This window comes from Corynebacterium sp. HMSC076C10, from assembly GCF_001812455.1.
GTDB classification, from domain to species: Bacteria; Actinomycetota; Actinomycetes; order Mycobacteriales; family Mycobacteriaceae; genus Corynebacterium; species Corynebacterium jeikeium_D.
Genome location: NZ_KV809111.1, coordinates 60362 through 84770 on the forward strand (window position 1 = coordinate 60362; position 24409 = coordinate 84770).

The following is a 24409-nucleotide window of genomic DNA, read 5'->3' on the forward strand; positions in this document are numbered from 1 at the left end:
ATTGGCGCCACTCGCGCTGTTCACGCTGGAGTGGCAGATCACATTCCTCGCAATGTGATTTCTTTGTTTACTTGTTGTCGCCTGCGGCGGCTGCTGCCTTAACGCCGTCTGCCTTCTGCTTTGGCTTCGGCTTGAAGTCGATACCGGTCTCCTTGCGCTGCTGAGCGGTAATCGGAGTCGGGGCGTCAGTCAACGGATCAACGCCGCCACCGGACTTCGGGAAGGCGATAACTTCGCGAATGGAGTCAACGCCGGCCAGCAGGGAAACGATACGGTCCCAACCGAATGCGATACCACCGTGCGGCGGAGCGCCGTACTGGAAGGCGTCCAGCAGGAAGCCGAACTGCTCCTGTGCCTCTTCCTCGCCGATGCCCATAACGTCGAAGACGCGCTTCTGGACATCTGGGCGGTGAATACGAATGGAGCCGCCACCAATTTCGTTACCGTTGCAGACGATGTCGTAGGCGTAAGCCAGTGCGTTGCCCGGATCCTTGTCGAAGGTATCCATGTGCTCTGGCTTCGGCGAGGTGAAGGCGTGGTGCACAGCAGTCCACTGCGAGTGGCCCAGCGCAACGTCACCGGAAGCGGTAGCGTCGGCAGCCGACTCGAACAACGGTGCGTCGACGACCCAGGTGAATGCCCAGTCGCCTTCCTTGATAAGGCCGAGCTTCTTGGCAATCTCTCCACGAGCAGCACCCAGCAGTGCACGGGAGCTCTTAGCGTCACCTGCAGCGAAGAAGATGCAGTCACCCGGCTTCGCGCCTACGTGCGCCGCGATGCCTTCACGCTCTGCGTCAGTAATGTTCTTGGCAACCGGGCCGCCCAGAGTGCCGTCCTCCCCAACGAGGATGTAGGCCAGGCCCTTTGCGCCGCGCTGGCGGGCCCAATCCTGCCAAGCGTCGAGCTGACGACGAGGCTGCGATGCGCCACCGTCCATAACAACTGCACCGACGTAATCGTTCTGGAAGACACGGAAAGTGGTGTCCTTGAAGAACTCGGTGCACTCCACCAGCGGAATGTCGAAGCGCAGGTCCGGCTTGTCAGAACCGTACTTTTCCATGGCCTCCTTGAAGGTCATGCGTGGAATCGGGGTCTGAACAGTGACACCGGCCTCAGCGAAGATAGCAACCAGAATCTCTTCTGCCAGCGCAATGACATCGTCCTGCTCGGCGAAGCTCATCTCAACGTCGAGCTGAGTGAACTCCGGCTGGCGGTCAGCGCGGAAGTCCTCATCGCGGTAGCAGCGGGCGATCTGGTAGTAGCGCTCCATGCCAGCGACCATAAGCAGCTGCTTGAACAACTGAGGGGACTGCGGCAGTGCGTAGAAAGTGCCCGGCTTCAAACGAGCCGGCACCACGAAGTCACGAGCACCTTCCGGCGTAGAGCGAGTCAACGTCGGAGTCTCGATTTCGGTGAAGTCGTGGCTGTCCAGCACCTTACGGGCTGCGCGGTTGACAGCCGCACGAAGACGCATAATCTTGGCCGGGCCTTCACGGCGTAGGTCTAGGTAGCGGTACTTCAGACGGGCTTCTTCGCCCACAGTGCCAGAAGTTCCAACATCCTCGAGCTGGAACGGCAATGCCGCCGACTCGTTGAGGATGGTCAGCTCCGTAACATTGACCTCAATTTCACCCGATGCCAGATTCGGGTTCTCGGAGCCCTCCGGGCGCTTCTCAACGACACCGGTGACCTGAATGCAGTATTCGCTGCGCAGGTGGTGTGCACGCTCAGCAACTTCGCTGTTGCGGAACACAACCTGGGCGTAACCGGAGCGGTCACGCATGTCGATGAAGATCACGCCACCATGGTCACGGCGGCGTCCTACCCAACCGGTCAGGGTTACTGTGCTGCCGGCGAGGTCAGCGCGGAGGTCTCCGGCAAGATGCGTACGAAGCACTGCGAATTGGTCCTTCCAAAATTGGTGCTATAGGGATTAACGCTGTGGATAGCGGTTTCGTCCGTGTAGTCTACCTTGAAGCCAGAAAGGTGAGAAGAAGACCCCGGCTATTTTGCTTATTACCGGTCATCGCCTTGGGTCTACCTCGGGCTTCATGTACTCATTTTGACAAAGTTCTCCGTAGGTCCTGACGTTGATTTACATGCGGTTACTATGACGCAGCGCTATTCAATGGCCCGTTTTCCGCACCTTATGCAATAGTCTTACTCCTATGACCTTCCGGAATGACTTCCAAAAGAGCTCGGCTCGTGCCGAGCGACGCTCGGGTGGTGGCCGCGCTATCGCCGTAGGCGGTGGCGGTATCGGCGGCCTTGTCCTCATTGGCCTGTACTTACTTCTCGGCGGTGACCCGGGACAATTGGGACAGCTGACAGGTGCCCAGAACAATCAGTCCTCTCAGACTGCACAGCAGTCCCCTGGTGAGGATCCCTGCAAGACCGGCGAAGATGCCAACAGCCGCATCGACTGCCGCATGGAATTCACCGGTATTTCGGTCGACCGAGTCTGGGAAGAACAGCTCCCCGCGCAGGCCGGCATCGGGTACACGAACCCAGGCCTAGTCCTCTTTGAAGGCTCCACTCAGTCGGGCTGCGGCGCAGCGTCCTCGTCCACCGGCCCGTTCTACTGCCCCGCCGATCAAACGGCCTACTTCGACACGGAGTTCTTTAGCACCCTGGAGCGCATGGGCGGAGGCAACGGCCCGCTCGCGCAGGAGTATGTCGTAGCCCACGAATTCGGTCACCATATCCAAAATTTGGAGGGTACGCTCGGCCGCAGTAACTACAACGAGCCTGGCCCCGATTCCGATGCCGTAAAGATTGAGCTGCAGGCAGACTGCTATGCGGGTATCTGGGCTCATTACGCGGACAAGGGGCCGGACGCAATCCTCGAACCGCTTTCCGACGAGCAAGTTGCCGATGCCCTCAAAACTACGAAGGCCATCGGTGATGACACCATCCAGCAGCATTCCGGCGGTGGTGTCCAGCCAGACTCCTGGACCCACGGCTCAGCTGAGCAGCGTACGAAGGCATTCCTCACCGGCTACAAATCCGGCAAGATGGCGCAGTGCGACACTCTCGAGCGCGGTGTCTACAGCTAGACTCCGCACTCAACAAATGCGCGTTTCCTAGATGCGCGACTGCAACTCCTGAACCAGTGCATCTAGGGCCACCGCGTGCTGCTCGTGGGACTCGAGGTTCTTCAGCTGAACCTCGCCCGCAGCCAATTCAGATTCGCCGAGGACCAACGCAAATCGGGCTCCAGCGCGATCGGCACCCTTCATTGCACCCTTCAGCCCGCGGCCACCGTAGGACATATCCGCGCGGATACCCGCTTGGCGCAACTTATTGATCTGCACCGCCATAGTGTGAGCGGCTTCTTCACCGAGCGCAACACCATACACATCGACGCGTCGACCGTCGCTAGCCTGCTTGCCCTCCGCTTCCAGCGCGAGCAGTGCACGATCCACACCCAAACCAAAGCCAATGCCCGACAGCTCTTGGCCGCCGAGCTGCGCCATCAGCCCGTCGTAGCGACCACCGCCACCGATACCCGACTGAGCACCAAGGCCGTCGTGAACAAACTCGAAGCAAGTCTTGGTGTAGTAGTCCAGTCCCCGCACCATTCGCGGGTTGATAACATACGGCACCTTCATGTCATCCAACAGTCCAGTCACAACTTCAAAGTGATTGCGAGCGCTGTCCGAAAGGTGGTCTAGCATCAGCGGCGCGTCAGTGAGCATTTCCTGCATTTCCGGACGCTTATCGTCGAGGACGCGCAGCGGGTTGATGTTTGCACGGTGGCGAGTTTCCTCGTCCAGCGGCAGATCAAACAAGAATTCCTGCAGCTTAGCGCGGTATTCGGGGCGACAGGTGTTGTCACCGAGGCTTGTCAGCTCAAGCCGGAATCCTTCCAGGCCGATCCCGCGGAAACATGCGTCGGCAAGCGCGATGACCTCAGCGTCCAGCGCAGGATCATCGACGCCGATCGCCTCTACGCCAACCTGCTGCAACTGACGGTAACGGCCGGCCTGCGGGCGTTCATAGCGAAAGAACGGCCCCGCGTAGGAAAGCTTGACCGGCAACTGACCGCGGTCCAGATTGTGCTCAATGACCGCGCGCATCACGCCCGCGGTACCCTCCGGGCGCAGGGTGACCGAGCGGTCGCCGCGGTCGGCGAACGTGTACATCTCCTTGGTGACGACGTCCGTCGATTCACCTACGCCGCGTGCAAAAAGCCCGGTTTCCTCGAAAATTGGCAGCTCAATGTGCTCATAGCCCGCAAGTCGTGCGCGGTGCTGGAATGAGTTTCGTACCGCCTCGAATTCGCGGGAGACCGGCGGGACGTAATCCGGCACGCCCTTGGGCGCGGAGAATGGCTTCAACTTCTTTGGCTTCTGGCTAGAGTTCACTCCGCTAACTCTACCTGCCAACTCTCACGACGTGTCAGCCAGGCTAGGTGAGGTTTTGCAGGAAGGGGTTGGTCTCGCGCTCCTCGCCTATCGACGATGCGGAGCCATGGCCCGGAAGAATCATGAGGTCATCCGCCAGCGGGAGAACCTTATCCTTCAACGACTGCTGCATGTGCTCCGGACTACTGCCCGGTAAATCTACGCGACCGATAGCCCCCTTAAAGAGGACGTCCCCGCTGAAGATAATCTCATCTTCCCCATCGGAAGCGCGCAGCATTACGCACCCCGGTGAGTGACCCGGTGCGTGAATGACTTCGAAATTCAACCCTGCCCACTTTACTTCGTCGCCATCCTCGAAGAAATCGGCTTTCGTATAAGCCTGCATGGACTCGATGTCAAAGAGGTGTCCGAAAGAAGAACCGCCGAGTTTCGGATTGGCCAGCAACACATTGTCGCTTTCGTGAATGAAGACGGGGATATCCCAGAAGTCGGCAGCCTCCGCGACATCGCGAATGTGATCGATGTGGCCATGCGTCAACAGAATTGCCTCCGGCTTCCAATTTCGTTTCTCAACCTCAGTGCGCACAACCTCAAGTGCCCCCATGCCCGGGTCAATAATGACGCACGGGGTAGCCAAGTCGTCCATCTCCGGAGTGCCTGTTGCCACGTAGCAGTTGGTCTGAAAAGGGCCGGCTGCAAAACCAAAAATCTCCATAGCACACATTCTATCGAGTGTCTGCTTGGCTCGAGCTGGGTTCATTTATCACGCTGTTAAGTTCCCGCTAAAACGACGGCTGATAGGCGGCGAAACTCGTAGAACTGTTCTTGGCAATTGAAACTGACGATTGGAATCTTTATGCAGAATGTGTACTTAGCAACTATCACTATTTTCATCGTGACAACGGTGGGAACGGCCCTAGCAGGCTATCCGCTGCTGACCTCAATCCTTTTCATGTCAGCCGTGACAATCCTGGGCACGAGGAGTCTAACTCGACATCGTCGTAGTCGTGTTGTCGAAGGTACAAACAGAAGTAAGAGCTGCATCACGCCAGAGAAGGTGAAGAAGTACCGTCGCCAACACCCCGGTGTCGGCATCAAAGAGGCTGTCGAAGCTCTACGTGCTAAAGCGGAACGCCCTTTCCCATGGCGACTTGGCCTGTCATCTCGCAAATGAGAAGCGACTCCGGGCATAATGGTCGATTGTGTACGCGACGGTGACCGACTGAGCTTTCACCTCAAACTCGGTCACTATCTATGGGCAAAATCGTCCGCTGGTGTTCCGTCACCGGCAATAGATGACTAAGAGATACGGAGAGAGACTAGTGGCCAATAATGAGCAAAGGCGCAAAGATGCGATGCGGACGCTCGAGCGCGAACTTAAGCGCCGTGCGCGTGCCGAGAAGCTGAAGCCACTGGGCGTTGTCGTAACCACCTTGGCTATCCTGCTCTTTATCGGAGGCGGAATCTACCTGCTGACCACGGCTGGCGGCGCTGACGACAACGAGGCCGCTAATGAATCTACGACGCCAGTCGAGCCTGCAGCTCTCACAGCTACTCCCGTCAGCGGTGAAAAGGTTCCGATGAAGCGCTCTTCCCCGCTTCCGGAAACCGTGACCTGTGACTACCCGGATGATGGCGAGGCATCGAAGGACATCGATAAGCCAGCTACCGACAATGTTCCCGCCACTGGCACTGTAACCATCACTCTGAAGACTAACCAGGGCGACATTCCGATGGAGCTGGACCGCGCTATTTCACCTTGCGGTGTCAATGCGATTGAGCACATGGCCAAGTCCAACTACTTCGACGACACCGTGTGCCACCGTATCACCGGTGGTGGCCTGAACGTTCTCCAGTGTGGTGACCCGACTGGTACCGGTAGCGGCGGCCCGGGCTTCAAGTTCGCTGGCGAGTGGCCGGTCAAGGATTCCGGTCTGGATCAGAACACCCCGTTGGTGTACCCGAAGGGCTCTATCGCCATGGCAAACCCGAACGACCCGGATGCCAACGGCAGCCAGTTCTTCCTCAACTGGGCAGATTCTCAGCTGCCACCGCAGTACACCGTGCTTGGCTCCATGACTGACGAGGGCACCAAGACGGTTGCGGACATTGCGAAGAATGGTATCGAGGGTGGCGGTACCTCTGACGGTAAGCCAGCTAAGGAAGTCCGTATTGAGAAGGCGGAAGTCAAGTAGTCGACTCAACTAACTGATTGAGAAATTCATCAAAAACAGGGCCAAGGTGTTTCACCTTGGCCCTGTTTTAATACCGACGCGGCCTCAATCTTTATTCACATATCGATGCGCTGCTAAACCAGCTACTGACCAGAAGTAATGCGGTAAACATCGAAGACTCCCTCGACACCGCGCAGAATGTTGAAGATATAGCCCATCTGCTTAGTGTCCGAAACCTCGAAGCTAAAACGCATTACGGCAACGCGGTCATCGGAGGTATGGGAGGACGTCGACAGGATTGAGACCCTCTGATCGGAGAAGACGCGAGTAATCTCCGAGAGCAGTCCGTGACGGTCAAGTGCTTCGATTTGCACCGTAACCATGAAGACCGCACCGGAGGAATCTGTTGCCCAGGAGACCTCGATAATGCGCTCGGGCTCCTGGTGCAGCTTCTCCGCATTAGTGCAGTCCGTACGGTGCACACTGACCCCACCGCCGCGGGTGACGAAGCCAAAGATGGCATCTCCCGGCACAGGCGTACAGCATTTGGCAAGCTTAGCGGCCATATCCGCGCTGCCTTCTACCAACACACCCGTGCTGTCAGCGCGGCGCGGAGTGTTGTGCACGCTCATCTTTGAAATTGGCGTGCGGGAGACCAACTGCTCTTCGGCATCGTCCGTGCTCGAGAACTGCGCCATCAGGCGGTGAGTCACATGCTGCGCTGAGACCTGTCCCTTTCCGATAGCGGTATAGAGCGCATCGACATCCGCATAGTGCAGCTCGGAGGCAATCTGCTTGATGGACGCCGGAGTGAACAGGCGGTGCATCGGCAGACCGCCGCGCTGTACCTCTGCAGCCAGCGCGTCACGTCCGGCATCGAGCGCCTCCTCACGGCGCTCCTTGGCAAACCACTGACGAATCTTTGCCCGCGCGCGGGGAGTTTTAACAAACTTCTCCCAGTCCTTAGACGGACCGGAATGGGCATCCTTGGACGTGAAGATCTCGACGCGGTCGCCAGTTTTTAGCGGTGATTCCAACGCCACTAGCTTGCCGTTGACTTTGGCACCAATACAGCGGTGACCTACTTCAGTATGGACTGCGTAGGCAAAGTCGACCGGCGTGGAGTCCGCGGGCAATGTGATGACATCACCCTTAGGCGTGAACGCAAAAATTTCAGTGACTGAGAGGTCATAACGCAGGGAGTCCAGGAACTCGTTAGGATCTGCAGCCTCGCGCTGCCAATCCAGCAGCTGACGCATCCACGCCATCTGATCGACTTCGGCGGAATCTCCCTTATGAGAGCCTTTTGTTTCCTTGTAGCGCCAGTGTGCGGCAATGCCGTACTCAGCGTTGTAGTGCATTTCATGGGTGCGAATCTGCACTTCTAGCGGGGCCCCACCTGGACCAATGACCGTTGTGTGCAACGACTGGTAAACCCCGAAGCGCGGCGCGGAAATATAGTCCTTGAATCGCCCCGGCATGGGTTTGAATAGCGAGTGGACGGCGCCCATGGCGGCGTAGCAGTCCTTGGTCGTGTCCACCAGAACTCGAAGTCCGACCAGGTCAAAAATCTCGTCGAACTCGTGGCCGCGGACAATCATCTTCTGATAAATCGACCAGTAGTGCTTCGGCCTGCCCTGTACCTCAGCAGCAATGTGAGACTCCTTCAGATCCTTCTGGATCATCTCGGAGACTTCCTGGATGTACCGGTCCCGCTGCGGCGCTCGGTCTGCGACCAAACGCACAATCTCGTCGTACTTCTTCGGGTACAAAATGGCGAAGGAGAGATCTTCCAACTCCCACTTCACGCTGGCCATTCCCAAACGATGCGCCAGCGGTGCAATCACCTCGAGGGTCTCGCGGGCCTTCTTAGCCTGCTTTTCCGGCGGCAGGAAACGCATTGTGCGCATGTTATGCAGCCGGTCGGCCACCTTGATAACCAGCACGCGCGGGTCCTGGCTCATGGCGATAATCATCTTTCGCACGGTCTCTGCCTCGGCGGCGGAGCCCAACGCAACCTTGTCCAATTTGGTCACGCCGTCGACTAGTCGCGCGACCTCTGGGCCGAAGTCCCGCTCCAGGTCCTCCAGCGTGTAATCGGTGTCCTCGACCGTGTCATGCAGCAACGCCGCCACCAGCGTGGTGGTATCCATACCAATCTCGGCGGCAATAGTGGCGACTGCAAGCGGGTGAGTGATGTATGGCTCGCCGGATTTCCGGTACACGCCGTCGTGAAGGCGCTCGGCGGTATCGTAGGCACGCTGAAGCACAGCCAAATCCGCGCGCGGATGCACCTGCCGATGCACCGCGACAAGGGGATCTAGCACCGGGCGGGTCTTCGTTCTGTTACCGGTAAGGCTTCGCGCTAGGCGAGCACCATAACGGCGTGCGGGCCCTTCAGCCATGGCTCATTCACCCCTTATTAACCACGTACAGAGGCAGATCAGCAAGCTTCTCCCGAGCGCCCAGGCCTTCAACCTCCAGCACGGTGCACAGCCCGGTCACCTCGACACCAGCTGTCTCCAGCAGAGCGCGAGCTGCACACAGGGTGCCACCAGTTGCCAACACATCGTCGACAAGTACGGCCTTCTTGCCCTTCAGCTCAAACCCACTAGCCGGAATCTCAAGCGCGGCCGTACCATATTCCAGTTCATAGGTCTCCGTCAGCACAGGTGGTGGGAGCTTACCCTTCTTACGAATAGCGAGCACTCCCAGTCCGAGCTTGTACGCCACCGCAGAACCCAGCAGGAATCCACGCGCATCGAGGCTGCCTATAACATCAGCCCCGAACTCTTCCACCTTGGCGGAAATCTCGTCCACAAGCAGGGCGAACGTCGTGGCGTCGGCAAGCGCCGGCGTTAGGTCCTCGAAGAGCACGCCCTCAACTGGAAAATCGGGCACGAAGCGAATCTGGTCGGCCAATGCCTCTCGCGCGTGTGCATACGACACAGGTTTAAGCTCCTTTTCGGCGAAAAGAAAAAGTGCGGGTACCTGTCAACGATACCCGCACAATGCGCTTTTAAAGTAGTTTCACCCGAACCACTGGGAGGCGCTACCTCCTACTGCCCCGGACGCCAGGACAGCGGCTTGTCTTCATCGCCCTCAAGCTTCGGAGTCGTCACCGTTCGTTTCGGCGTCGACTGCTCCATCTCGCTTGCCGACGGCTCCTTCGAGGCCGAGTCCTCCGCAACATCAGTGGTGGCGGAATCGGTGCCCGAACCGGCTCCCTCAGATGCCTTTGCGCGGGCAGACAGTACCGCCTCTTCATGCTTGCGGTATTCACGCTGCCGCGACTTAAGAGACACCAACAGCGACGAAGCCAGGAAGATCGAAGAGAACGTACCTTGAATAATGCCGATGAGCTGAACGAGTGCAAGGTCCTTCAGCGTTCCGACCCCTAGCATGCCCACGGCGATGACCATCAGTGCCAGGATTGGCAGGAGCGTCGACACCGTGGTGTTGATAGAACGCATGATGGTTTGGTTGACCGCCAGGTTCACCAACTCGGCGTAACTTCTACGGGTCGATGAACGATAGCCTGCCGTGTTCTCGTCGACCTTGTCGAAAACCACGACGGTGTCGTACAGGGAGAACGACAGCACTGTCAGCAAGCCGATAATGGTTGCCGGGGTGACGTCAAGACCAATGAGCGCGTAGATGCCCATAATCACGATTGCATCCACAACCAGGGCGAGAATTGCGGCAATGGCCATGTCGCGCTCGAAGTGAATGGTGATGTAGATGAACACCAGACCCAGGAACACCACTGCAGCCAGCAGCATTCGGTTGGTAATCGAAGAGCCCCACGACTCCGACACGGTCGAGTCACCAATGGCATCCGGGGTCTGCTGCCCCTGCACATCGACGGGCTTGAATGCATCATTCAACGCGATACGAGCACTATTAATCTGGTCCTGAGTCAGCTTCTCAGAGGTGATCTCCAGGATTCGGCCCTCACCAGAACCGATAATTTGCACCAGCTCCGGCTTCACGCCGGTCGCCTCAGTGAAAACCTCCTCGGCCTGCTCAGTTGTCACTGAGGCCGGCGGCATAGTCATCTTGGTACCGCCCTCGAAGTCGATACCGAAGCTGAACCCGCGAATCAGCATCGCTGCGAAAGCAACAACGATGATGGCGACGGCAATCTGGTACCAGCGCTTCCGCTTGCCGACGATGTTGATTCCACCCTCGCCGGTGTAGAGGCGGCGGAAGAAGGAGTCGTCTTTCACGCTTTCTGGCTCAGTGATTAGCGCCGGATTCGTCTGAGTAGTATTCATGGATTCCTACTTCCCCTCATTCGCGCTGGAGTGAGCTGCACCGGTGTCGGCGGCCGTACTGGCGGAGGCATCGGAGGCTCCGGCCTTCTTACCGGCAGCTACAGTCTTATTCCTCTGTGCAATCTCCATGACCGAGCCGAAGCCGTTCATCGACGGCTTGGACAAAGCTGGCCACTTACGAGTAGCCAGGATGACCAACGGCGCAGTCACGAGGAAAGCCGTCACAATGTCGAATGCTGTGGAGAGACCAAGTGTGAACGCGAAACCGCGGACATCGCCAACGGCCAGGATGTAAAGAACCACAGCCGCAATGATGGACACAAAGTTACCCGATAGGATGGTGCGCCGTGCTCGTCGCCAAGCGTGCGGAACCGCGGAGCGGAAAGTTCTACCCGCGCGGATTTCGTCCTTAATGCGTTCGAAGAAGACGATGAAGGAGTCAGCCGTTACGCCGATAGAGATGATGATGCCGGCGATGCCAGCGAGATCGAGCGAGTAGCCAATCCAACGACCAAGAAGGACAAGGACGCCGTAGACCATCGCTCCAGCTGCTGCCAGCGAGACCAGCGAAATCACGCCCAGGCCGCGGTAGAGAGCAATCGCGTATACGACAATCAGGGCGATACCGATAATGCCGGCAAGCAGACCGGCTTCCAAGGAAGCCGAACCAAGCATGGCCGGGATAGTCGTGGTGGTGCCGCCCGGCTCGCCGTCCTCACCTGCGAACGACAGCGGCAGTGCACCATAACGCAGGTTATTGGCCAGCCCCTGTGCCTCGTCGATTGAGAAGTCGCCCGTGATGCGGGTGGCAGAACCAACTGGGGTTGCCTCCCGAATCACCGGGGCGGAAATGACCTTCGAGTCCAACACGATAGCGACCTGCCGCTGCAAGTAGTCATTGGTCAACTTGGTCCATGTGCGAGCGCCGGTGTCATTCTTCCCGGACTTGAAGCTAAAGGAGACTTGAATCTGACCAGACTGCTGATCGTAACCACCGTTAATCGGCGCATTGGTATCAATAGCGTCGCCGGACAGACGCTGGCCCTTGGCCTCGTCCTCCTGCCCAATCAACAGCGGAGCCTTGCCCAGGAAGATGGCTTTACCGCCTTCGGGCGCACAGGTCACCAGCGGCTTGGCCGGGTCATCGGCACCCTGTAGCGGATCAACTGCATCGCGGTTATCGCAGGTCATCAGCGCAGCGGCTGCAAACTGTGTCGTTGGGTCTTCGGACTGGCGAGTCGCCAACAGCACGTCACGAACCTTCGTACGCAGCTCGGCCGCTTCAATTGAGTTCGCCGGCTTTGCCGGAGCTGTTGCGTCCAACTTCGGGGCCTCGCCCAGCGACTTGGACAGCTCCTCGGGAACCGGCTGATCTGGGTTCTGTTCCTTGAAGGCATCAATTGCACGCTTCTGCGTTTCGTTCATGTCCTTGTAGAGGTCATCAACACGCTTGGTGGCGTCCTCCTTCGAGAGGACACCGACTGACACCCAATCTTCAGCAGTCTTCTTAACTACCTCGCCAAAGGCAGCTTCATCAGGGCCCTGGGTGGGCTGTTCTACCGGACGGAAGAAGAGCTGCGAAGTCTGGCCGAGCGTACGCGCCTCCTGTGAGTCTTCACCCGGCACGGTAATGACCAGCGTGTCACCGTCGGTGACAACTTGAGCGCCGCTGACGCCCATGCCGTTTACGCGGTTCTCCAGAATCTTGCGAGCCTGGTCCAGCTGATCGCGCGTCGGCTTTTCGCCCTGCGGCACCAAGGTTACTCGGGTACCACCCTGCAAGTCGATGCCCAACTTTGGCTTGGCTGATCCGCCGCCGGTGAAAAAGACGAGTGCGTACGTAAGGATGAGGAAGCCAACAAACAGTGCCAACAGCCACTGCGGCCAGTTCCTCTTGAATGTATTCGCACCGGATCTGGATTTGCTGTTCAAAGCAAAGTCTCCTGAATCGTGACGTTTAGGTACTTAAGCGCTTCGGGTAGAAACGCAGGTCTATAACCGCACCGCGAAATCGCGCGATACCAGGAAGAGGCATTGCGGGCGTCGCTAAGCAAAGCTATAAACACCAACCGCTAGAGAATAACCGATTTAGCGTAGTGCGCCGGTTTTGACTTGTACCTATTTAGTGAAAATCTTGCCCACGCTTGCCGACGGCGAAACCTGGGACGCGCCCGCTAGCCTCACGGCGCACGCGACAGCTTGGATGCATGCAAACCGGCGGAGTGTGGGCGTGCAAAAAACTGCTACTGCTTTTCGGTGGAAGCGGAACCGTCTGTACCCGGGTTATCCGGGGTACTCGAAGTATTTGGGTTCTCAACCTGCTCATTGGCGTCCGAAGCTGCATTGTCAGCCGGACCGTGGCCGGTGATTTCTTGGACGTCGCCGACGTGGTCATCTGGCGCATCGGAAACACGGCCACGTCGGTCACGGTGAGCGTAGCTAGCTCCGGTACCGGTGGTGAGGTTGCGGGCAATGGCGCCCTTTTCCCAACGGGTCACGATGCCGTCAGCAATGATGAGGTCGACGGTCGTTTCGGTCGTATCAACGACCACACCATGCATACCGGAACCGGTGATGACCTCTGCGCCCGGGGCCAACTTATCCTGCATGTCCCGAATGGTGCGCACCTGCTTGTTCTGCTTGATAATCTGCCAAATTGGCAGCGCCAGGAACAAGAAAATAAGTAGGAGGAGAATAGTTTGATCCATGTCTGCCGAGTTTAACGAATTGCCAGCTAGCAATTCCACACTGCCCCGGCCGGGTCGATGAGAAAGCTATTCTCCGATAGTTCCCTCCGGCGGCTGCAACCCCAAGTGCCGCCATGCTCGGGCAGTTGCCACGCGTCCGCGCGATGTACGCGCAATCATCCCGGCACGGACCAGGTAGGGCTCGCACACTTCTTCCACAGTCGAGGGCTCCTCACCGACTGCCAACGCCAGGGAATTCACGCCCACCGGGCCGCCACCGTGCCCCTTGACCAGGGCAGTCAGCACTGCGCGGTCCAAGCGGTCCAGCCCAAGCTCATCGACATCGAAGACAATCAACGCCGCCTTGGCCGCACCAAGATCAATAACGCCACCGGAGTGAACATCTGCGAAATCGCGAACGCGACGCAGTAGACGGTTGGCAATTCGCGGCGTACCTCGCGAACGCGAGGCAATCTCCACTGCAGCCTCAGGGCTGATATCCACCCCGAGGATCCCAGCGGCACGGGTAACCACCTTTGTCAGATCCTCGACCTCGTAGAACTCCATCTGCGCAGTAAAACCGAAACGGTCACGCAGTGGGCCAGTCAGCATACCCGAGCGCGTCGTTGCGCCTACCAGCGTAAAAGGTGGAATCTCGAGTGGAATTGACGTAGCTCCAGGCCCCTTTCCCACGATGACATCAATACGGAAATCTTCCATTGCCATGTAGAGCATTTCCTCCACGGGCCTGGCAATGCGGTGGATCTCGTCAATGAATAGTACATCGCCCTCGAGCAGGTTCGACAGCATTGCTGCCAAATCGCCAGCGCGAATAAGCGCCGGACCGGACGTCATTCGCAGGGAGGACCCCATCTCCTGCGCAATAATCATGGCCATGGTGGTCTTACCCAGGCCGGGAGGTCCCGACAGCAGAATGTGGTCCGGAGTCACATTTCGTCCCCGTGCCCCGGAGAGCACCAAATCCAGCTGCTCGCGGACCTTGGGTTGGCCGATAAACTCCCCTAACGACTTTGGTCGCAGGTTCGATTCCGCATCGACTTCCTCGACCTGAGCGCGGGCATCGACATCACGTTGTGCACCATTTCCCCCACCGCCAAAATGGTCGTTGGCTGCTCCACCTAAAGAGTCCCTGAAGGGATTGCCCGACACGTTAAACTCCGTGCGCTCGATATCGCTCATAGTCCCCTCATCCTAGTGCACTACCAATTTTCATCATCAATGTAGCTGCAGGTCCTCGACGTGGATTTACTTCTCGCCCAATGTCTTTAACGCCGCCTTCAGCGCCATTGATGTATCCAAGGTCGGATCAATCCGAACAACGGTCTCCGCTGCCTCATTCGCCTCAGCTTCCGGGAACCCAAGCCCGACCAAAGCACCAACGACCTGATCCAAATCTGCCTTCAAAACAATGCCAGGCGCTGCTCCGCTTGCAGCTTCCTCCGGCTGGGATACCGCCCTATCCGCGAAAACCTCGACCTTATCCTTCAACTCAACCAACAGGCGCTCCGCCAATCGCTTGCCGACGCCGTTAGCCGCCTGCAGGGCCTTGGCATTCTTTGAGGCAACCGCATTGGCAATCTCGGCCGGCGACAGTACCGAAAGAACAGACATCGCTACCTTTGGCCCCACTGTCGAGACAGTGCGCAAGAGCGCAAACATCTCACGTTCCTGCGAGTTGGCGAAACCAAAAAGCGTTATCGCATCTTCACGAACCGCCATTGTGGTCAACATAAAAGTTTGCTCATGCCTCACCAACTGAGAAGCTAACCTGCCCGTAATGGTGACCAAATGCCCGACACCACCGCACTCGATAACGCAATAGTCCGCACCGAGATCGATAACCTCACCGCGTAGAGATGCAATCACTTCTCACAATTCCTTTCACTACGGCTTCCCTAAAGACACCGCGATAAACGCCGAACTCACAAGTGTGCTCTAGCAGGCTCCCCTACCGCGAGGGATTCTCACGGCGAGAAAGATCCAACTCCCGCTCCTCGTGTTGCTTAGCAAGCGCAGCCAAGGTGTCGCGCTGGCGTTGCAGAACCGGACCACGCCAACAGTGGCAGATAGCGATGGCCAACGCATCCGCTGCGTCCGCAGGTTTTGGCGGAGTTTCCAACCCGAGGATTCTCGTCACCATCATGGTCATCTGCTTCTTATCAGCCCGACCGTTGCCGGTAAGCGCCTTCTTTACCTCCGACGGCGTGTACATATGCACTTCCAAACCGCGTCTCGCCGCAGCGAGGACAAGGACACCAACCGCGTGCGCAGTCTGCATTACGGTGGACACGTTGCCGCGCTCGAATACCCGTTCCATCGCAACCACGTCCGGCTCGTACTCATCCATCCACTGCTCCACGGCATTGGAAAGCCGTAGAAGACGATCTTCCAACGATGCCGTGGTTGGTGTGCGGGCGACCCCCACCGCAATGGGAATGACTTTCCTGCCCTGAGCACCTTCCGCAATGGAGAGACCACAACGAGTAAGGCCAGGGTCGATACCCATCACCCGCAGAGATCCAGCTCGATAATTCACCTCTCCACTAATACCACATTTCGAACAGCTGTTTGTATCGTAGCTACACGGGGTACCAACCGTTGGTTCTGATAGGTTTAACACCATGAATTCACCGAAGAAGCTCTACGGCGTTCTCGCTGCAGCTGAAATGGTCACGTGGGCTCTGCTGCTCTTGGGGCTGGCACTGAAGTACCTGTTCAAAGTCACTGACATCGCCACCACCATCTTCGGCGGCATCCACGGTTTTACGTTCCTGTGCTACGTAGTCACCACCATCATGGTGTGGATCAACCAGCAGTGGAGCTTTGGCCGCGGTGTCATCGGCCTCGCCTCTTCTATCATTCCATTCGCAACCTATCCGTTTGAACGAAACACACTGAAGGCAGGCCTCTTGGATCGGCCCTGGCGCTTTACCGACGAATCCGAGGAGCCACAGGGCATTTTCGAGTGGGCACTCGCGATGATTATTCGACGCCCGTTTATCTCGGCATTCGTCATCCTGATTGTTCTCGCCGTGGTCTTCACACTGTTGCTGATGGCGGGACCTCCGACTCAGTGGTTCTCTTAAAACGGTTCTACTAAAACTTTCAGAAACCAAAATCGGGTTTATTGGCAAAAGTGTGTCCGTCTGGCGTATCGACCGGTGCGTCGGCGGGCGGGCACCCTTCGCTACTTACCCCAATGCGAGTTACTGACTGCGTTTATGACGAAAATGACCTGAAAAATCGCCTGAAAGTGACATAAACTCGCACAGTTTCACATGTGCAGCCCGTATTCACACGCGCAGCCCGTAGTTTTTCCCCAAAAAAATCCCCATCGGACGACTCTCCGATGGGGATCTTCCATTCACACCAGCTCACCGCGCAATTCAGCGCTGCGGACTACCCTGCGCGGGCACCCCTTTAACGCAGGGAAGCCACTCAGCGGAACCGTCGCCAAGCAAACTCCTAGTCGTCGAGTTCGGCGAGAACCTCGTCACTGATGTCGGCGTTCGAGTAGACGTTCTGCACGTCGTCGGACTCTTCGAGAGCGTCAATCAGACGGAAGAGCTTGCGTGCACCGTCAGCATCGAGAGCCACCGTGGTAGAAGCGCGGTAGTCCTGATCTGCGGAGTCGTACTCCATTTCGGCATCGACAAGAGCGGTGCGGACATTCATCAGATCGGTAAAGGCGGAGACAACCTCGAACTTTTCGCCCAGGTCGTTGACCTCCTCTGCACCAGCATCGAGAACCGCCATAAGCAGGTCATCCTCGGTCAGCTCGCCCTTCGGCAGCTCGACGACACCCTTCTTTTCGAACAGGTAAGCCACGGCGCCGTTGTCTGCCATGTTGCCGTTGTTCTTGTTGAACGCCGAGCGCACATCGGAAGCAGCACGGTTACGGTTATCAGTCAGGCACTCCACAATCAAAGCGACACCACCAGGTGCGTAACCTTCGTAGACAATCGTCTCCCAGTCAGCACCGCCGGACTCCTCGCCGGAACCACGCTTGCGGGCACGCTCAATGTTGTCGTTGGGAACCGAGGCCTTCTTGGCCTTCTTAATCATGTCATCGAGGGTGGGGTTACCAGCAGGATCACCGCCGCCGGTACGAGCCGCGACCTCGATGTTCTTGATCATCTTTGCCCACTCTTTGGCGCGCTTGGCGTCATTAGCAGCCTTCTTGTGCTTTGTGGTTGCCCATTTTGAATGACCCGCCATGTGCTAGTTCCTACCATTCCTCTCGTCAATACCCATGTAGATGGGAATTCGTCAGGTGTTCATTATACAAACCGGGGATTTAAATGCCGACAAGCTCTCGCAAAAAGAACTCGTGGAGCCGCGTCTCCCCCGTCGACTCCGGGTGAAAGCTGGTGGCCATCGCAGCCCCCTGCTGTACTCCGACCACTGTACCTGCGGTCTCTCCAGCCGATTCTGGCACCCGCGCTAGCACCTCAACATCATCACCGACACGCTCGACCCACGGTGCGCGAATAAAGGCGGCGTGTACAGGCGGCTGGTCACCGCTGATCGCTAGCTGCGGAATATCCAAGTCAGTTTCGAAGGAATCCACTTGCCGGCCAAATGCGTTACGACGGACGGTGATGTCAATCGCTCCCAGGCTAACGGCATCCGGACGGGTATCGAGCACTTCGTCGGCAAGCAAAATCATGCCGGCGCAGGTGCCGTATGCCGGAAGGCCATCGCGCAGGGCTTCCCGCAGCGGGTCTTCAAGCTCATTGAAGACCATCAGCTTGCTCATGGTTGTGGACTCGCCGCCGGGCAAAATTAGGCCGCTAAGCCCTTCCAAGTCGCGCGGCAAACGCACCTTTCGGTGCGGGACGCCGAGCTGGTCAAGAACATATCCGTGTTCGGCAACGTTGCCCTGAAGAGCGAGGATACCGATTGTTTCCTGTGTCATTAATCTAGGTTCTCACTGCGAGCATCGAAGTTCGTCGCCACTGGCACGGGCTCGACACCCGGGGCCAGGCTTCGGGTCAGCCCTTCCTGCGTGACGACGGCCACGAGCTCGCCCTTTTGGTTAAAGATGCGACCGTGAGTCAGTGCGCGACCCGCGTGCGCCGATGGCGAAATCTGGTCGTAGAGCAGCCATTCATCCGCACGGAACGGACGCATAAACCACATCGCGTGGTCGAGGCTGGCTTCCTGGACCTCAACGCCTGGATGCGGAACGAGTGCCGATGACAGCAAAGTCATATCCGACATGTACGCTAGCGTGCAGACGTGGAAGGTCTCGTTATCCGGCAGGCGATCCTTGCACCGGAACCATACCAGCTGCTGGGACGGGGTGTACTTGTTGTGTTCGAACTGATCATCCGGCACTACCCGGATATCCCAGTCCGCCCACTCGCGCATTAGTAGACGACGTGTGTTCGTCATCTCAGAGGTGTCGGTGACCACATCTTCAGGATCTGGCACCTTGCGCATCACGTCAGAGTGCTCGAGTCCCTCATCCCCCTTACGGTGGAAGCTGACCTGCATTACGAAAATCGTACGGCCATCTTGCACAGCTTCGACGGAGCGGTGGCAGAAAGACCGTCCATCGCGAATACGCTTGACCATGTACACCGTCGGGATATGGGGGCGGCCCGGGCCTACAAAGTAGGCGTGGAGGGAGTTCACCGCGAAGGTATTACCCACCGTGCGCGTCGCCGCGACGAGGGACTGTCCGGCAACTTGGCCACCGAAAGTGCGCTGCAGGATTGACTTAATGACTGGGCCACGGAAAATGTCCCGGTCAATCTGCTCCAAATCTAATACCTCGCGGATGTTAGCCATTTTTACCAGCCACGCTCAGCGAGTCGGTGCGGCTGCGGAATCTCGTCGACGTTGATGCCGACCATTGCCTCGCCGAGACCGCGGGAGACATCGGCGATGACCTTCGGATCATCGTAGTGCTGGGTTGCCTGGACGATAGCCTTGGCGCGCTTCTCCGGATCACCGGACTTGAAGATACCGGAACCAACAAAGACGCCCTCGGCACCGAGCTGCATCATCATTGCAGCGTCAGCCGGAGTTGCAATGCCACCTGCGGTGAACAGCACGACTGGCAACTTACCGGTCTCAGCGACCTCGCGTACCAGCTCGTACGGTGCCTGCAGCTCCTTGGCGGCAACGTAGAGCTCGTCCGGAGCCATAGAACGCAGACGGTTAATCTCAGCGCGGATGGTGCGCATGTGAGTCACAGCGTTGGAGACATCACCGGTACCGGCCTCGCCCTTCGAGCGAATCATGGCAGCGCCCTCGTTGATGCGGCGCAGAGCTTCACCCAGGTTGGTCGCACCACAGACGAACGGCACGGTGAAGTCGAACTTGTCGATGTGGTTCGAGTAGTCGGCCGGGGTCAGAACCTCGGACTCGTCAATGAAGTCAACACCGAGGGACTGCAGAACCTGTGCCTCAACAAAGTGGCCGATACGGGCCTTGGCCATAACCGGAATGGAGACGGCATTGATAATGCCCTCAATCATGTCCGGGTCAGACATACGTGACACGCCACCCTCTGCGCGAATATCGGCGGGGACGCGCTCCAGCGCCATCACGGCAGTTGCGCCGGCATCCTCAGCGATCTTGGCCTGCTCCGGAGTAACGACGTCCATAATGACGCCGCCCTTCATCATCTCAGCGAAACCGCGCTTGACGCGTGCGGTGCCCTGCCCGGAGTTGTTCTCAACCGTGCTCAACGAACCCTACTTCCCTAATAAAACTGGTGAATGTGACTGTTTGTAGTCGTTTAACACTATAACGCCTGAACTAGACAGTGCTGTTCATTGAGTCAGAAAACACGACAAACTTCCAGCACAACATCGGGTTTTCCCACAATTAAGCCGTTGTCAGTCCATCTGCAACATCGAAATATTCCGGTTCAGGTGCAGTACCCGCCAGCCGCAGCGCGCGCACTAGCGGCCTGGCTCGGAGTGCTTTCGTATCCGTCACCGCATCATTGTAGAAACGGCGGGCGAGCTCGAGCCGCGTGTGGGCGTCAGAAAGCTCAATTGCCATCGTTCGATCCACTGGCTGTTCCTCATAGAGCGCCACAATTTTCCTAGTCAGTTCGTTCTCCACGTCTGCGCGCTGCCCAGTGTTGTTGGCTCTTAGTGGTGTGGCTTCCACCTTCGTCACTACGCCGGCGAGTTCCGGGTAGGCGGCACGAGCAACTGCGGCCCTTCGCCCCAACGCCGCTTCCAGTGAAGAACGCGCCAAGTCCGTGCGAATGTGCATACGGTTCAAACGCGTCGCTGTCGATGAAGCCACCAAACCGCTAACGAGTACGACAATCAGCGCAATGACTAGGACAACGACCCAGATTGGAACGGTTACGTCCACCGAAAACCCACTTTCACTCCGCTGCGTTTAATCAGCTGCCACGACGGAAATCTCTATGGCGCAATGACGACTTTTTCGCCATCCATGCGCACCGTATCGTACACACGCAGAACGCCGTCGGCGACCTGCGACCAGTCATATTCCCAAGCCCGTTTATGACCTAGTGCACGTAGCTCCTCCCCCAACTCGGGCTGCGTCAAAAGCCGTACGACTGCATCCGCAAGGTCTGCGGAGTTACCGTTTTCAAAGTGAAGCCCGTAATGGCCGTCGTCAAGCACGAGTTTGAACGCATCGATGTCGCTGGAGATCACCGGCGCACCCGCCGCCATCGCCTCTACCAGCACGATGCCGAAACTCTCCCCACCACGCTGCGGGGCAATGTACGCATCCGCATCGGCGAGTATTGACGCCTTAGCATCCTCCGACAGTCTGCCGACGAAATGCAGGACATCTGCGTTTCTGCCCGCTTTACGACGAGCTGCCGCGACATCACCATCACCAACAACACAGACCTCAAGCTGTGGAATCTCTGCACGTATTGCCGGCAGCGCGTCGAGCAACACGTCAAAGCCCTTACGAGATTCGTCGAAGCGTCCGAGAAACACGAGCCGATAGACCCCCTCACGCCGTGGCGGGATCTCAGGCAACGATGAGGCGGCCGGGCAGGACTCAAAATCTCCAACACGGACACCATTGGGAATGAGAACCGGGTCGCCGCCGAGTTGCTCAACCTGCCAGCGACGAGCCACTTCCGAGACAGCGATGCCTCCCCGAATGCGTTCAAGGTACTTCCGCAAAAATGGCGTGGCCAGCTTCAATGCCAGGGAGTCCGTCGCCGCAGAGTGATAGGTCGCGACAATTGGCCCGACCGAGTTTACTAACGACAGCATTGAAAAACTTGGCGAATTCGGCTCATGGATATGAAGAATGTCAAAGCTACCCTCCTCCATCCATGTGCGGACTCGACGGCTCGTGCGGGGACCAAAAGACAGCCGAGCGACCGAGCCGTTATACGGAATCGGGATGGCGGCACCACCTCGAACAACGAAATCCGGCACGTCCGCCTGCGCGCTAGCCGGGCCGATAAGACTAACCTCGTGGCCGCGACGGATAAACTCCTCACACAAGTCAATCGCGTGAGCTTGAACCCCTCCTGGGACATCGAACGAGTACGGGCACACCATTCCGATTCGCACGGCTACTTTGACCTCTTCTTATCCGCCGGCCACAGTGGCTGCATCATGTGCCAATCCGCTGGATGTTGAGCAATATCAGATTCAAAAACTGTAGCGATGTCCTGGACGATGTCGGCCAGCTCGCGCCCTTCGGTCGGCACAAATGGATGCGCTACAAAACGCCAACCATCGCGCGTGTAGGACAGGCCCGCGGGCATAAGCCGAGCGCCCGTGTCCTGTGCCAGCTTTGCTGCACCGACCGGCATTGTCGTCTGCTCGCCGAAAAAAGTGACCGGGACCCCGTGGCCGCCGAAGTCACGATCAGACAGCAGGCACACAACGCCACCTTCTTCCAATCGCTTCTGCAGTTCCGGCATCGCGGGTTTGCCACCGGTAAGCGGGAGAATGTGGAATCCGAGGGATTCGCGGTACTCCACGAAAGCGTCGTAAAGTACCTCTGGCTTCAGCCGTTCCGCCACGGTACTGAACCGACCATGGCGGGAAACGAGCCACATACCTGCCATATCCCAGTTACCAGAATGCGGCAGTGGGATGACGATGGAATCTCCGGCCTCGAGGGCCTCAGCAACTCGTTCGAGCCCATCGCTGGTGGATTCGACCGTGTCTGCCAACTCTGGCGACGCGATGGAGGGCAACCGGAATGCCTCCACCCAATAGCGTAGATAGGAACGCATGGAAGCCCGAATAAGACCTTGCGGCACTTCCTCAGGCGGACAGCCCATAACGCGAGCCAGGTTCTTGCGAAGCTGGCGGGTAGTCGCGGGATTTGCTGCTACACGATCGGCGGCAATGTTGCCGATAAGGTAGGCCACGCGTTCCGGCAGCAGACCAAAAATCTTCCACCCGGCCATATAGCCGAGCGCAACGAAATCATCTTTCGAGCGAGGCAGGAAGAAACTAGTCATCGTATCCTCCTTTAGTTGTTGGAATCAGCCGAACCCGTGGACTTCGTAGCAGAGTCAGGGTTGGTAGATGAACTATCAGCTGCGCCTTCTGGCGGGGCGATGGGATCCAACGCTCCTGGCTGCTTAGCCACCATGTACAAGCGCTGGACCACGGTGAATACCGACCCAATCGCCAGGAGCCACATCGCTACGTAGAGGGCATAGTCCACGCCAAGCCCCTGGAGCCCGATGCCAATTAGACCGATAATCAGGCGCTCCGCACGTTCGACGAGACCGCCGTTGACCTTGAGGCCGCTAGCTTCTGCCCGAGCCTTAACGTAGGAAATGACCTGGGAAGATCCCATAGTGATCAGTGTCAGAATAAGCAGCACTGAATCCGCGTCATGGTGATACACCACCCAATACGCTATCGCCCCGAACAGTGCAGCATCCGTAATGCGGTCACAGGAAGCATCCAGCGTCGCTCCGTATTTCGTTCCCTGCCCTCGAAGTCTGGCCATCGTGCCATCGAGCAGATCAAAAGCAGTGAAAATAGCGATTGACACCGCAGCTGCGAAAAGATGGTTGGTAGGAATCAGGATTACCGCAAGCAGAACGGAAACTACCGTTCCCACCAGGGTGACCGTGTTCGGGCTAATGCCGACCCGCAAAAGTGCAGCGGCAATCGGTTCAACTACTGGGCGGATTGGAGCCCTGCCACGGACACTCAGCATGCTGCCCCATCCTCTTGATTAAGGGCACGCCAGCCGTCGGCAAGCAACTCGCGAGTCTGACGAAGAGCCTGCGGTAACACTTTGGTGCCATCGATTACGGTCATAAAATTGCTGTCACCCGACCAGCGCGGTACGACGTGCATATGCAGGTGATCGGCGACCGAACCGCCGGAGGCCTTGCCCAAGTTGAAACCTACATTGACGGCGTGCGGACGCGAAACCGATTTGAGAGTACGAACCGCATGCTTGGCAAATCGCATCATCTCGGCTGTTTCTTCGTCGGTCAAGTCCTCAAGGTTGGCGACTTCGCGATATGGAACCACCATGAGGTGCCCTGGGTTGTACGGGAACAGATTCAAAACGGCGTACACCCACTCGCCGCGAGCGATAATGAGTGCTTCCTCATCGCTTTGCTTCGGCAAATCAACGAAGGGGTTACGGGATGGCTTGGAGTTATGCACACCACGCTTGACGATGTAATCCAGCCGGTACGGTGCCCATAAGCGCGTGAGCCGATCCGGTTCGCCGTAACCGCTGTCGACGTATACGCCATCAGACGATTTCTGCTGGCCGGCATTGCCCTGCTGCTGCGGAGGCAACTCTTCACTTCCCGACTGATTCACTGCCATCCCCTTCGTTGCGTGGCCGGGACCCATTCGAGCCCCGACCACATATATTTCTCTGCTGTAGTTTACGACCTCGCGGTTAACTTCTTTGGATTACCA

General features: G+C 57.8%; 23 protein-coding genes. 3 read left to right on the forward strand and 20 right to left on the reverse strand.

Going from position 1 to position 24409, the window contains the following annotated elements; all coding sequences use genetic code 11:
* Positions 1-67: 67 nt before the first annotated feature.
* On the reverse strand, positions 68-1897 hold the full coding sequence (aspS, locus tag HMPREF2857_RS05065) for an aspartate--tRNA ligase (protein ID WP_070602563.1): 1830 nt from the start codon (positions 1895-1897) through the stop codon (positions 68-70).
* 271 nt (positions 1898-2168) lie between these two features.
* On the opposite strand from aspS, the gene HMPREF2857_RS05070 reads away from it, so the two are divergent.
* On the forward strand, positions 2169-3056 hold the full coding sequence (locus tag HMPREF2857_RS05070; protein WP_070642992.1) for a KPN_02809 family neutral zinc metallopeptidase: 888 nt from the start codon (positions 2169-2171) through the stop codon (positions 3054-3056).
* Between the two features lie 27 nt (positions 3057-3083).
* Here the strand turns inward: HMPREF2857_RS05070 and hisS are convergent, their stop codons facing one another.
* Complete coding sequence (gene hisS / locus HMPREF2857_RS05075; RefSeq protein ID WP_049180989.1) at positions 3084-4367, reverse strand: histidine--tRNA ligase; 1284 nt, start codon at positions 4365-4367, stop codon at positions 3084-3086.
* Between the two features lie 43 nt (positions 4368-4410).
* The gene (locus HMPREF2857_RS05080; protein WP_049180988.1) at positions 4411-5082 is read right to left on the reverse strand and encodes an MBL fold metallo-hydrolase; all 672 of its coding nucleotides are present in this window, start codon (positions 5080-5082) and stop codon (positions 4411-4413) included.
* A 640-nt stretch (positions 5083-5722) separates the two neighbouring features.
* On the opposite strand from HMPREF2857_RS05080, the gene HMPREF2857_RS05085 reads away from it, so the two are divergent.
* Positions 5723-6562, forward strand: coding sequence for a peptidylprolyl isomerase (locus tag HMPREF2857_RS05085; protein WP_049180987.1), 840 nt, complete (start codon positions 5723-5725; stop codon positions 6560-6562).
* Between the two features lie 122 nt (positions 6563-6684).
* Here the strand turns inward: HMPREF2857_RS05085 and HMPREF2857_RS05090 are convergent, their stop codons facing one another.
* The 8 genes from HMPREF2857_RS05090 to ruvC all read right to left on the reverse strand — a co-directional run bounded on the left by HMPREF2857_RS05090 (position 6685) and on the right by ruvC (position 16032).
* The gene (locus HMPREF2857_RS05090; RefSeq protein ID WP_049180986.1) at positions 6685-8946 is read right to left on the reverse strand and encodes a RelA/SpoT family protein; all 2262 of its coding nucleotides are present in this window, start codon (positions 8944-8946) and stop codon (positions 6685-6687) included.
* A 7-nt stretch (positions 8947-8953) separates the two neighbouring features.
* Positions 8954-9490, reverse strand: a complete 537-nt coding sequence (locus tag HMPREF2857_RS05095) for an adenine phosphoribosyltransferase (RefSeq protein WP_070642994.1) — start codon at positions 9488-9490, stop codon at positions 8954-8956.
* 110 nt (positions 9491-9600) lie between these two features.
* Positions 9601-10818 carry a protein translocase subunit SecF gene (secF, locus tag HMPREF2857_RS05100; protein ID WP_070642995.1) on the reverse strand — a complete coding sequence of 406 codons (1218 nt, stop codon included), beginning with the start codon at positions 10816-10818 and terminating at the stop codon, positions 9601-9603.
* 6 nt (positions 10819-10824) lie between these two features.
* Positions 10825-12750: a protein translocase subunit SecD gene (gene secD / locus HMPREF2857_RS05105; RefSeq protein WP_070642997.1), complete on the reverse strand. Its 1926-nt coding sequence runs from the start codon at positions 12748-12750 to the stop codon at positions 10825-10827.
* Between the two features lie 311 nt (positions 12751-13061).
* Positions 13062-13526, reverse strand: coding sequence for a preprotein translocase subunit YajC (yajC, locus tag HMPREF2857_RS05110; protein ID WP_070642999.1), 465 nt, complete (start codon positions 13524-13526; stop codon positions 13062-13064).
* Positions 13527-13592: 66 nt separating this feature from the next.
* Entirely contained in the window at positions 13593-14705 is a 1113-nt protein-coding gene (ruvB, locus tag HMPREF2857_RS05115) for a Holliday junction branch migration DNA helicase RuvB (protein ID WP_070438353.1), read from the reverse strand.
* Between the two features lie 66 nt (positions 14706-14771).
* Positions 14772-15392, reverse strand: a complete 621-nt coding sequence (ruvA, locus tag HMPREF2857_RS05120) for a Holliday junction branch migration protein RuvA (RefSeq protein WP_070438350.1) — start codon at positions 15390-15392, stop codon at positions 14772-14774.
* A gap of 82 nt (positions 15393-15474) precedes the next feature.
* Entirely contained in the window at positions 15475-16032 is a 558-nt protein-coding gene (ruvC, locus tag HMPREF2857_RS05125; protein ID WP_070643000.1) for a crossover junction endodeoxyribonuclease RuvC, read from the reverse strand.
* Positions 16033-16147: 115 nt separating this feature from the next.
* Here ruvC and HMPREF2857_RS05130 point away from each other — a divergent pair, with 115 nt between their 5' ends.
* The gene (locus tag HMPREF2857_RS05130) at positions 16148-16612 is read left to right on the forward strand and encodes a DUF3817 domain-containing protein (RefSeq protein ID WP_049190796.1); all 465 of its coding nucleotides are present in this window, start codon (positions 16148-16150) and stop codon (positions 16610-16612) included.
* A gap of 379 nt (positions 16613-16991) precedes the next feature.
* On the opposite strand, the gene HMPREF2857_RS05135 is transcribed toward HMPREF2857_RS05130, so the two are convergent.
* The 9 genes from HMPREF2857_RS05135 to HMPREF2857_RS05175 form a co-directional block, all read right to left on the reverse strand.
* Positions 16992-17744: a YebC/PmpR family DNA-binding transcriptional regulator gene (locus HMPREF2857_RS05135; RefSeq protein WP_070643002.1), complete on the reverse strand. Its 753-nt coding sequence runs from the start codon at positions 17742-17744 to the stop codon at positions 16992-16994.
* Between the two features lie 79 nt (positions 17745-17823).
* Positions 17824-18444 (reverse strand): pyridoxal 5'-phosphate synthase glutaminase subunit PdxT, encoded by a 621-nt coding sequence (gene pdxT, locus HMPREF2857_RS05140; RefSeq protein WP_070643004.1) that lies wholly within the window; start codon positions 18442-18444, stop codon positions 17824-17826.
* Positions 18444-19322: an acyl-CoA thioesterase gene (locus HMPREF2857_RS05145; RefSeq protein WP_016422678.1), complete on the reverse strand. Its 879-nt coding sequence runs from the start codon at positions 19320-19322 to the stop codon at positions 18444-18446. Before HMPREF2857_RS05145 ends, pdxT begins: the two co-directional genes overlap by 1 nt.
* Before the next feature lie 2 nt (positions 19323-19324).
* A complete protein-coding gene (pdxS, locus tag HMPREF2857_RS05150) occupies positions 19325-20227 on the reverse strand; it encodes a pyridoxal 5'-phosphate synthase lyase subunit PdxS (RefSeq protein ID WP_005511452.1) in 903 nt (300 codons plus the stop codon).
* 139 nt (positions 20228-20366) lie between these two features.
* A complete protein-coding gene (locus HMPREF2857_RS05155; RefSeq protein WP_016422677.1) occupies positions 20367-20870 on the reverse strand; it encodes a hypothetical protein in 504 nt (167 codons plus the stop codon).
* 53 nt (positions 20871-20923) lie between these two features.
* Positions 20924-22066, reverse strand: coding sequence for a glycosyltransferase family 4 protein (locus HMPREF2857_RS05160; protein ID WP_070643006.1), 1143 nt, complete (start codon positions 22064-22066; stop codon positions 20924-20926).
* A gap of 2 nt (positions 22067-22068) precedes the next feature.
* Positions 22069-22971: a phosphatidylinositol mannoside acyltransferase gene (locus HMPREF2857_RS05165; RefSeq protein WP_070643008.1), complete on the reverse strand. Its 903-nt coding sequence runs from the start codon at positions 22969-22971 to the stop codon at positions 22069-22071.
* Positions 22972-22982: 11 nt separating this feature from the next.
* The gene (gene pgsA / locus HMPREF2857_RS05170; protein WP_070643009.1) at positions 22983-23684 is read right to left on the reverse strand and encodes a phosphatidylinositol phosphate synthase; all 702 of its coding nucleotides are present in this window, start codon (positions 23682-23684) and stop codon (positions 22983-22985) included.
* Complete coding sequence (locus HMPREF2857_RS05175) at positions 23678-24313, reverse strand: ATP adenylyltransferase (RefSeq protein ID WP_069358712.1); 636 nt, start codon at positions 24311-24313, stop codon at positions 23678-23680. The genes pgsA and HMPREF2857_RS05175 overlap by 7 nt, the downstream gene beginning before the upstream one ends.
* Between the last annotated feature and the right edge of the window lie 96 nt (positions 24314-24409).

Bases quoted from the DNA above. Each gene is read 5' to 3' on its own strand.
- HMPREF2857_RS05085 (WP_049180987.1), top strand. From the start codon at position 5,723: ATGCGGACGCTCGAGCGCGAACTTAAGCGCCGTGCGCGTGCCGAGAAG.
- HMPREF2857_RS05175 (WP_069358712.1), bottom strand. From the start codon at position 24,313: ATGGCAGTGAATCAGTCGGGAAGTGAAGAGTTGCCTCCGCAGCAGCAG.
- yajC (WP_070642999.1), bottom strand. From the start codon at position 13,526: ATGGATCAAACTATTCTCCTCCTACTTATTTTCTTGTTCCTGGCGCTG.
- secF (WP_070642995.1), bottom strand. From the start codon at position 10,818: ATGAATACTACTCAGACGAATCCGGCGCTAATCACTGAGCCAGAAAGC.
- HMPREF2857_RS05135 (WP_070643002.1), bottom strand. From the start codon at position 17,744: ATGGCGGGTCATTCAAAATGGGCAACCACAAAGCACAAGAAGGCTGCT.
- HMPREF2857_RS05090 (WP_049180986.1), bottom strand. From the start codon at position 8,946: ATGGCTGAAGGGCCCGCACGCCGTTATGGTGCTCGCCTAGCGCGAAGC.
- HMPREF2857_RS05165 (WP_070643008.1), bottom strand. From the start codon at position 22,971: ATGACTAGTTTCTTCCTGCCTCGCTCGAAAGATGATTTCGTTGCGCTC.
- HMPREF2857_RS05130 (WP_049190796.1), top strand. From the start codon at position 16,148: ATGAATTCACCGAAGAAGCTCTACGGCGTTCTCGCTGCAGCTGAAATG.
- HMPREF2857_RS05145 (WP_016422678.1), bottom strand. From the start codon at position 19,322: ATGGCTAACATCCGCGAGGTATTAGATTTGGAGCAGATTGACCGGGAC.
- pdxT (WP_070643004.1), bottom strand. From the start codon at position 18,444: ATGACACAGGAAACAATCGGTATCCTCGCTCTTCAGGGCAACGTTGCC.
- ruvB (WP_070438353.1), bottom strand. From the start codon at position 14,705: ATGAGCGATATCGAGCGCACGGAGTTTAACGTGTCGGGCAATCCCTTC.
- HMPREF2857_RS05070 (WP_070642992.1), top strand. From the start codon at position 2,169: ATGACCTTCCGGAATGACTTCCAAAAGAGCTCGGCTCGTGCCGAGCGA.
- HMPREF2857_RS05080 (WP_049180988.1), bottom strand. From the start codon at position 5,082: ATGGAGATTTTTGGTTTTGCAGCCGGCCCTTTTCAGACCAACTGCTAC.
- pgsA (WP_070643009.1), bottom strand. From the start codon at position 23,684: ATGCTGAGTGTCCGTGGCAGGGCTCCAATCCGCCCAGTAGTTGAACCG.
- ruvC (WP_070643000.1), bottom strand. From the start codon at position 16,032: ATGGGTATCGACCCTGGCCTTACTCGTTGTGGTCTCTCCATTGCGGAA.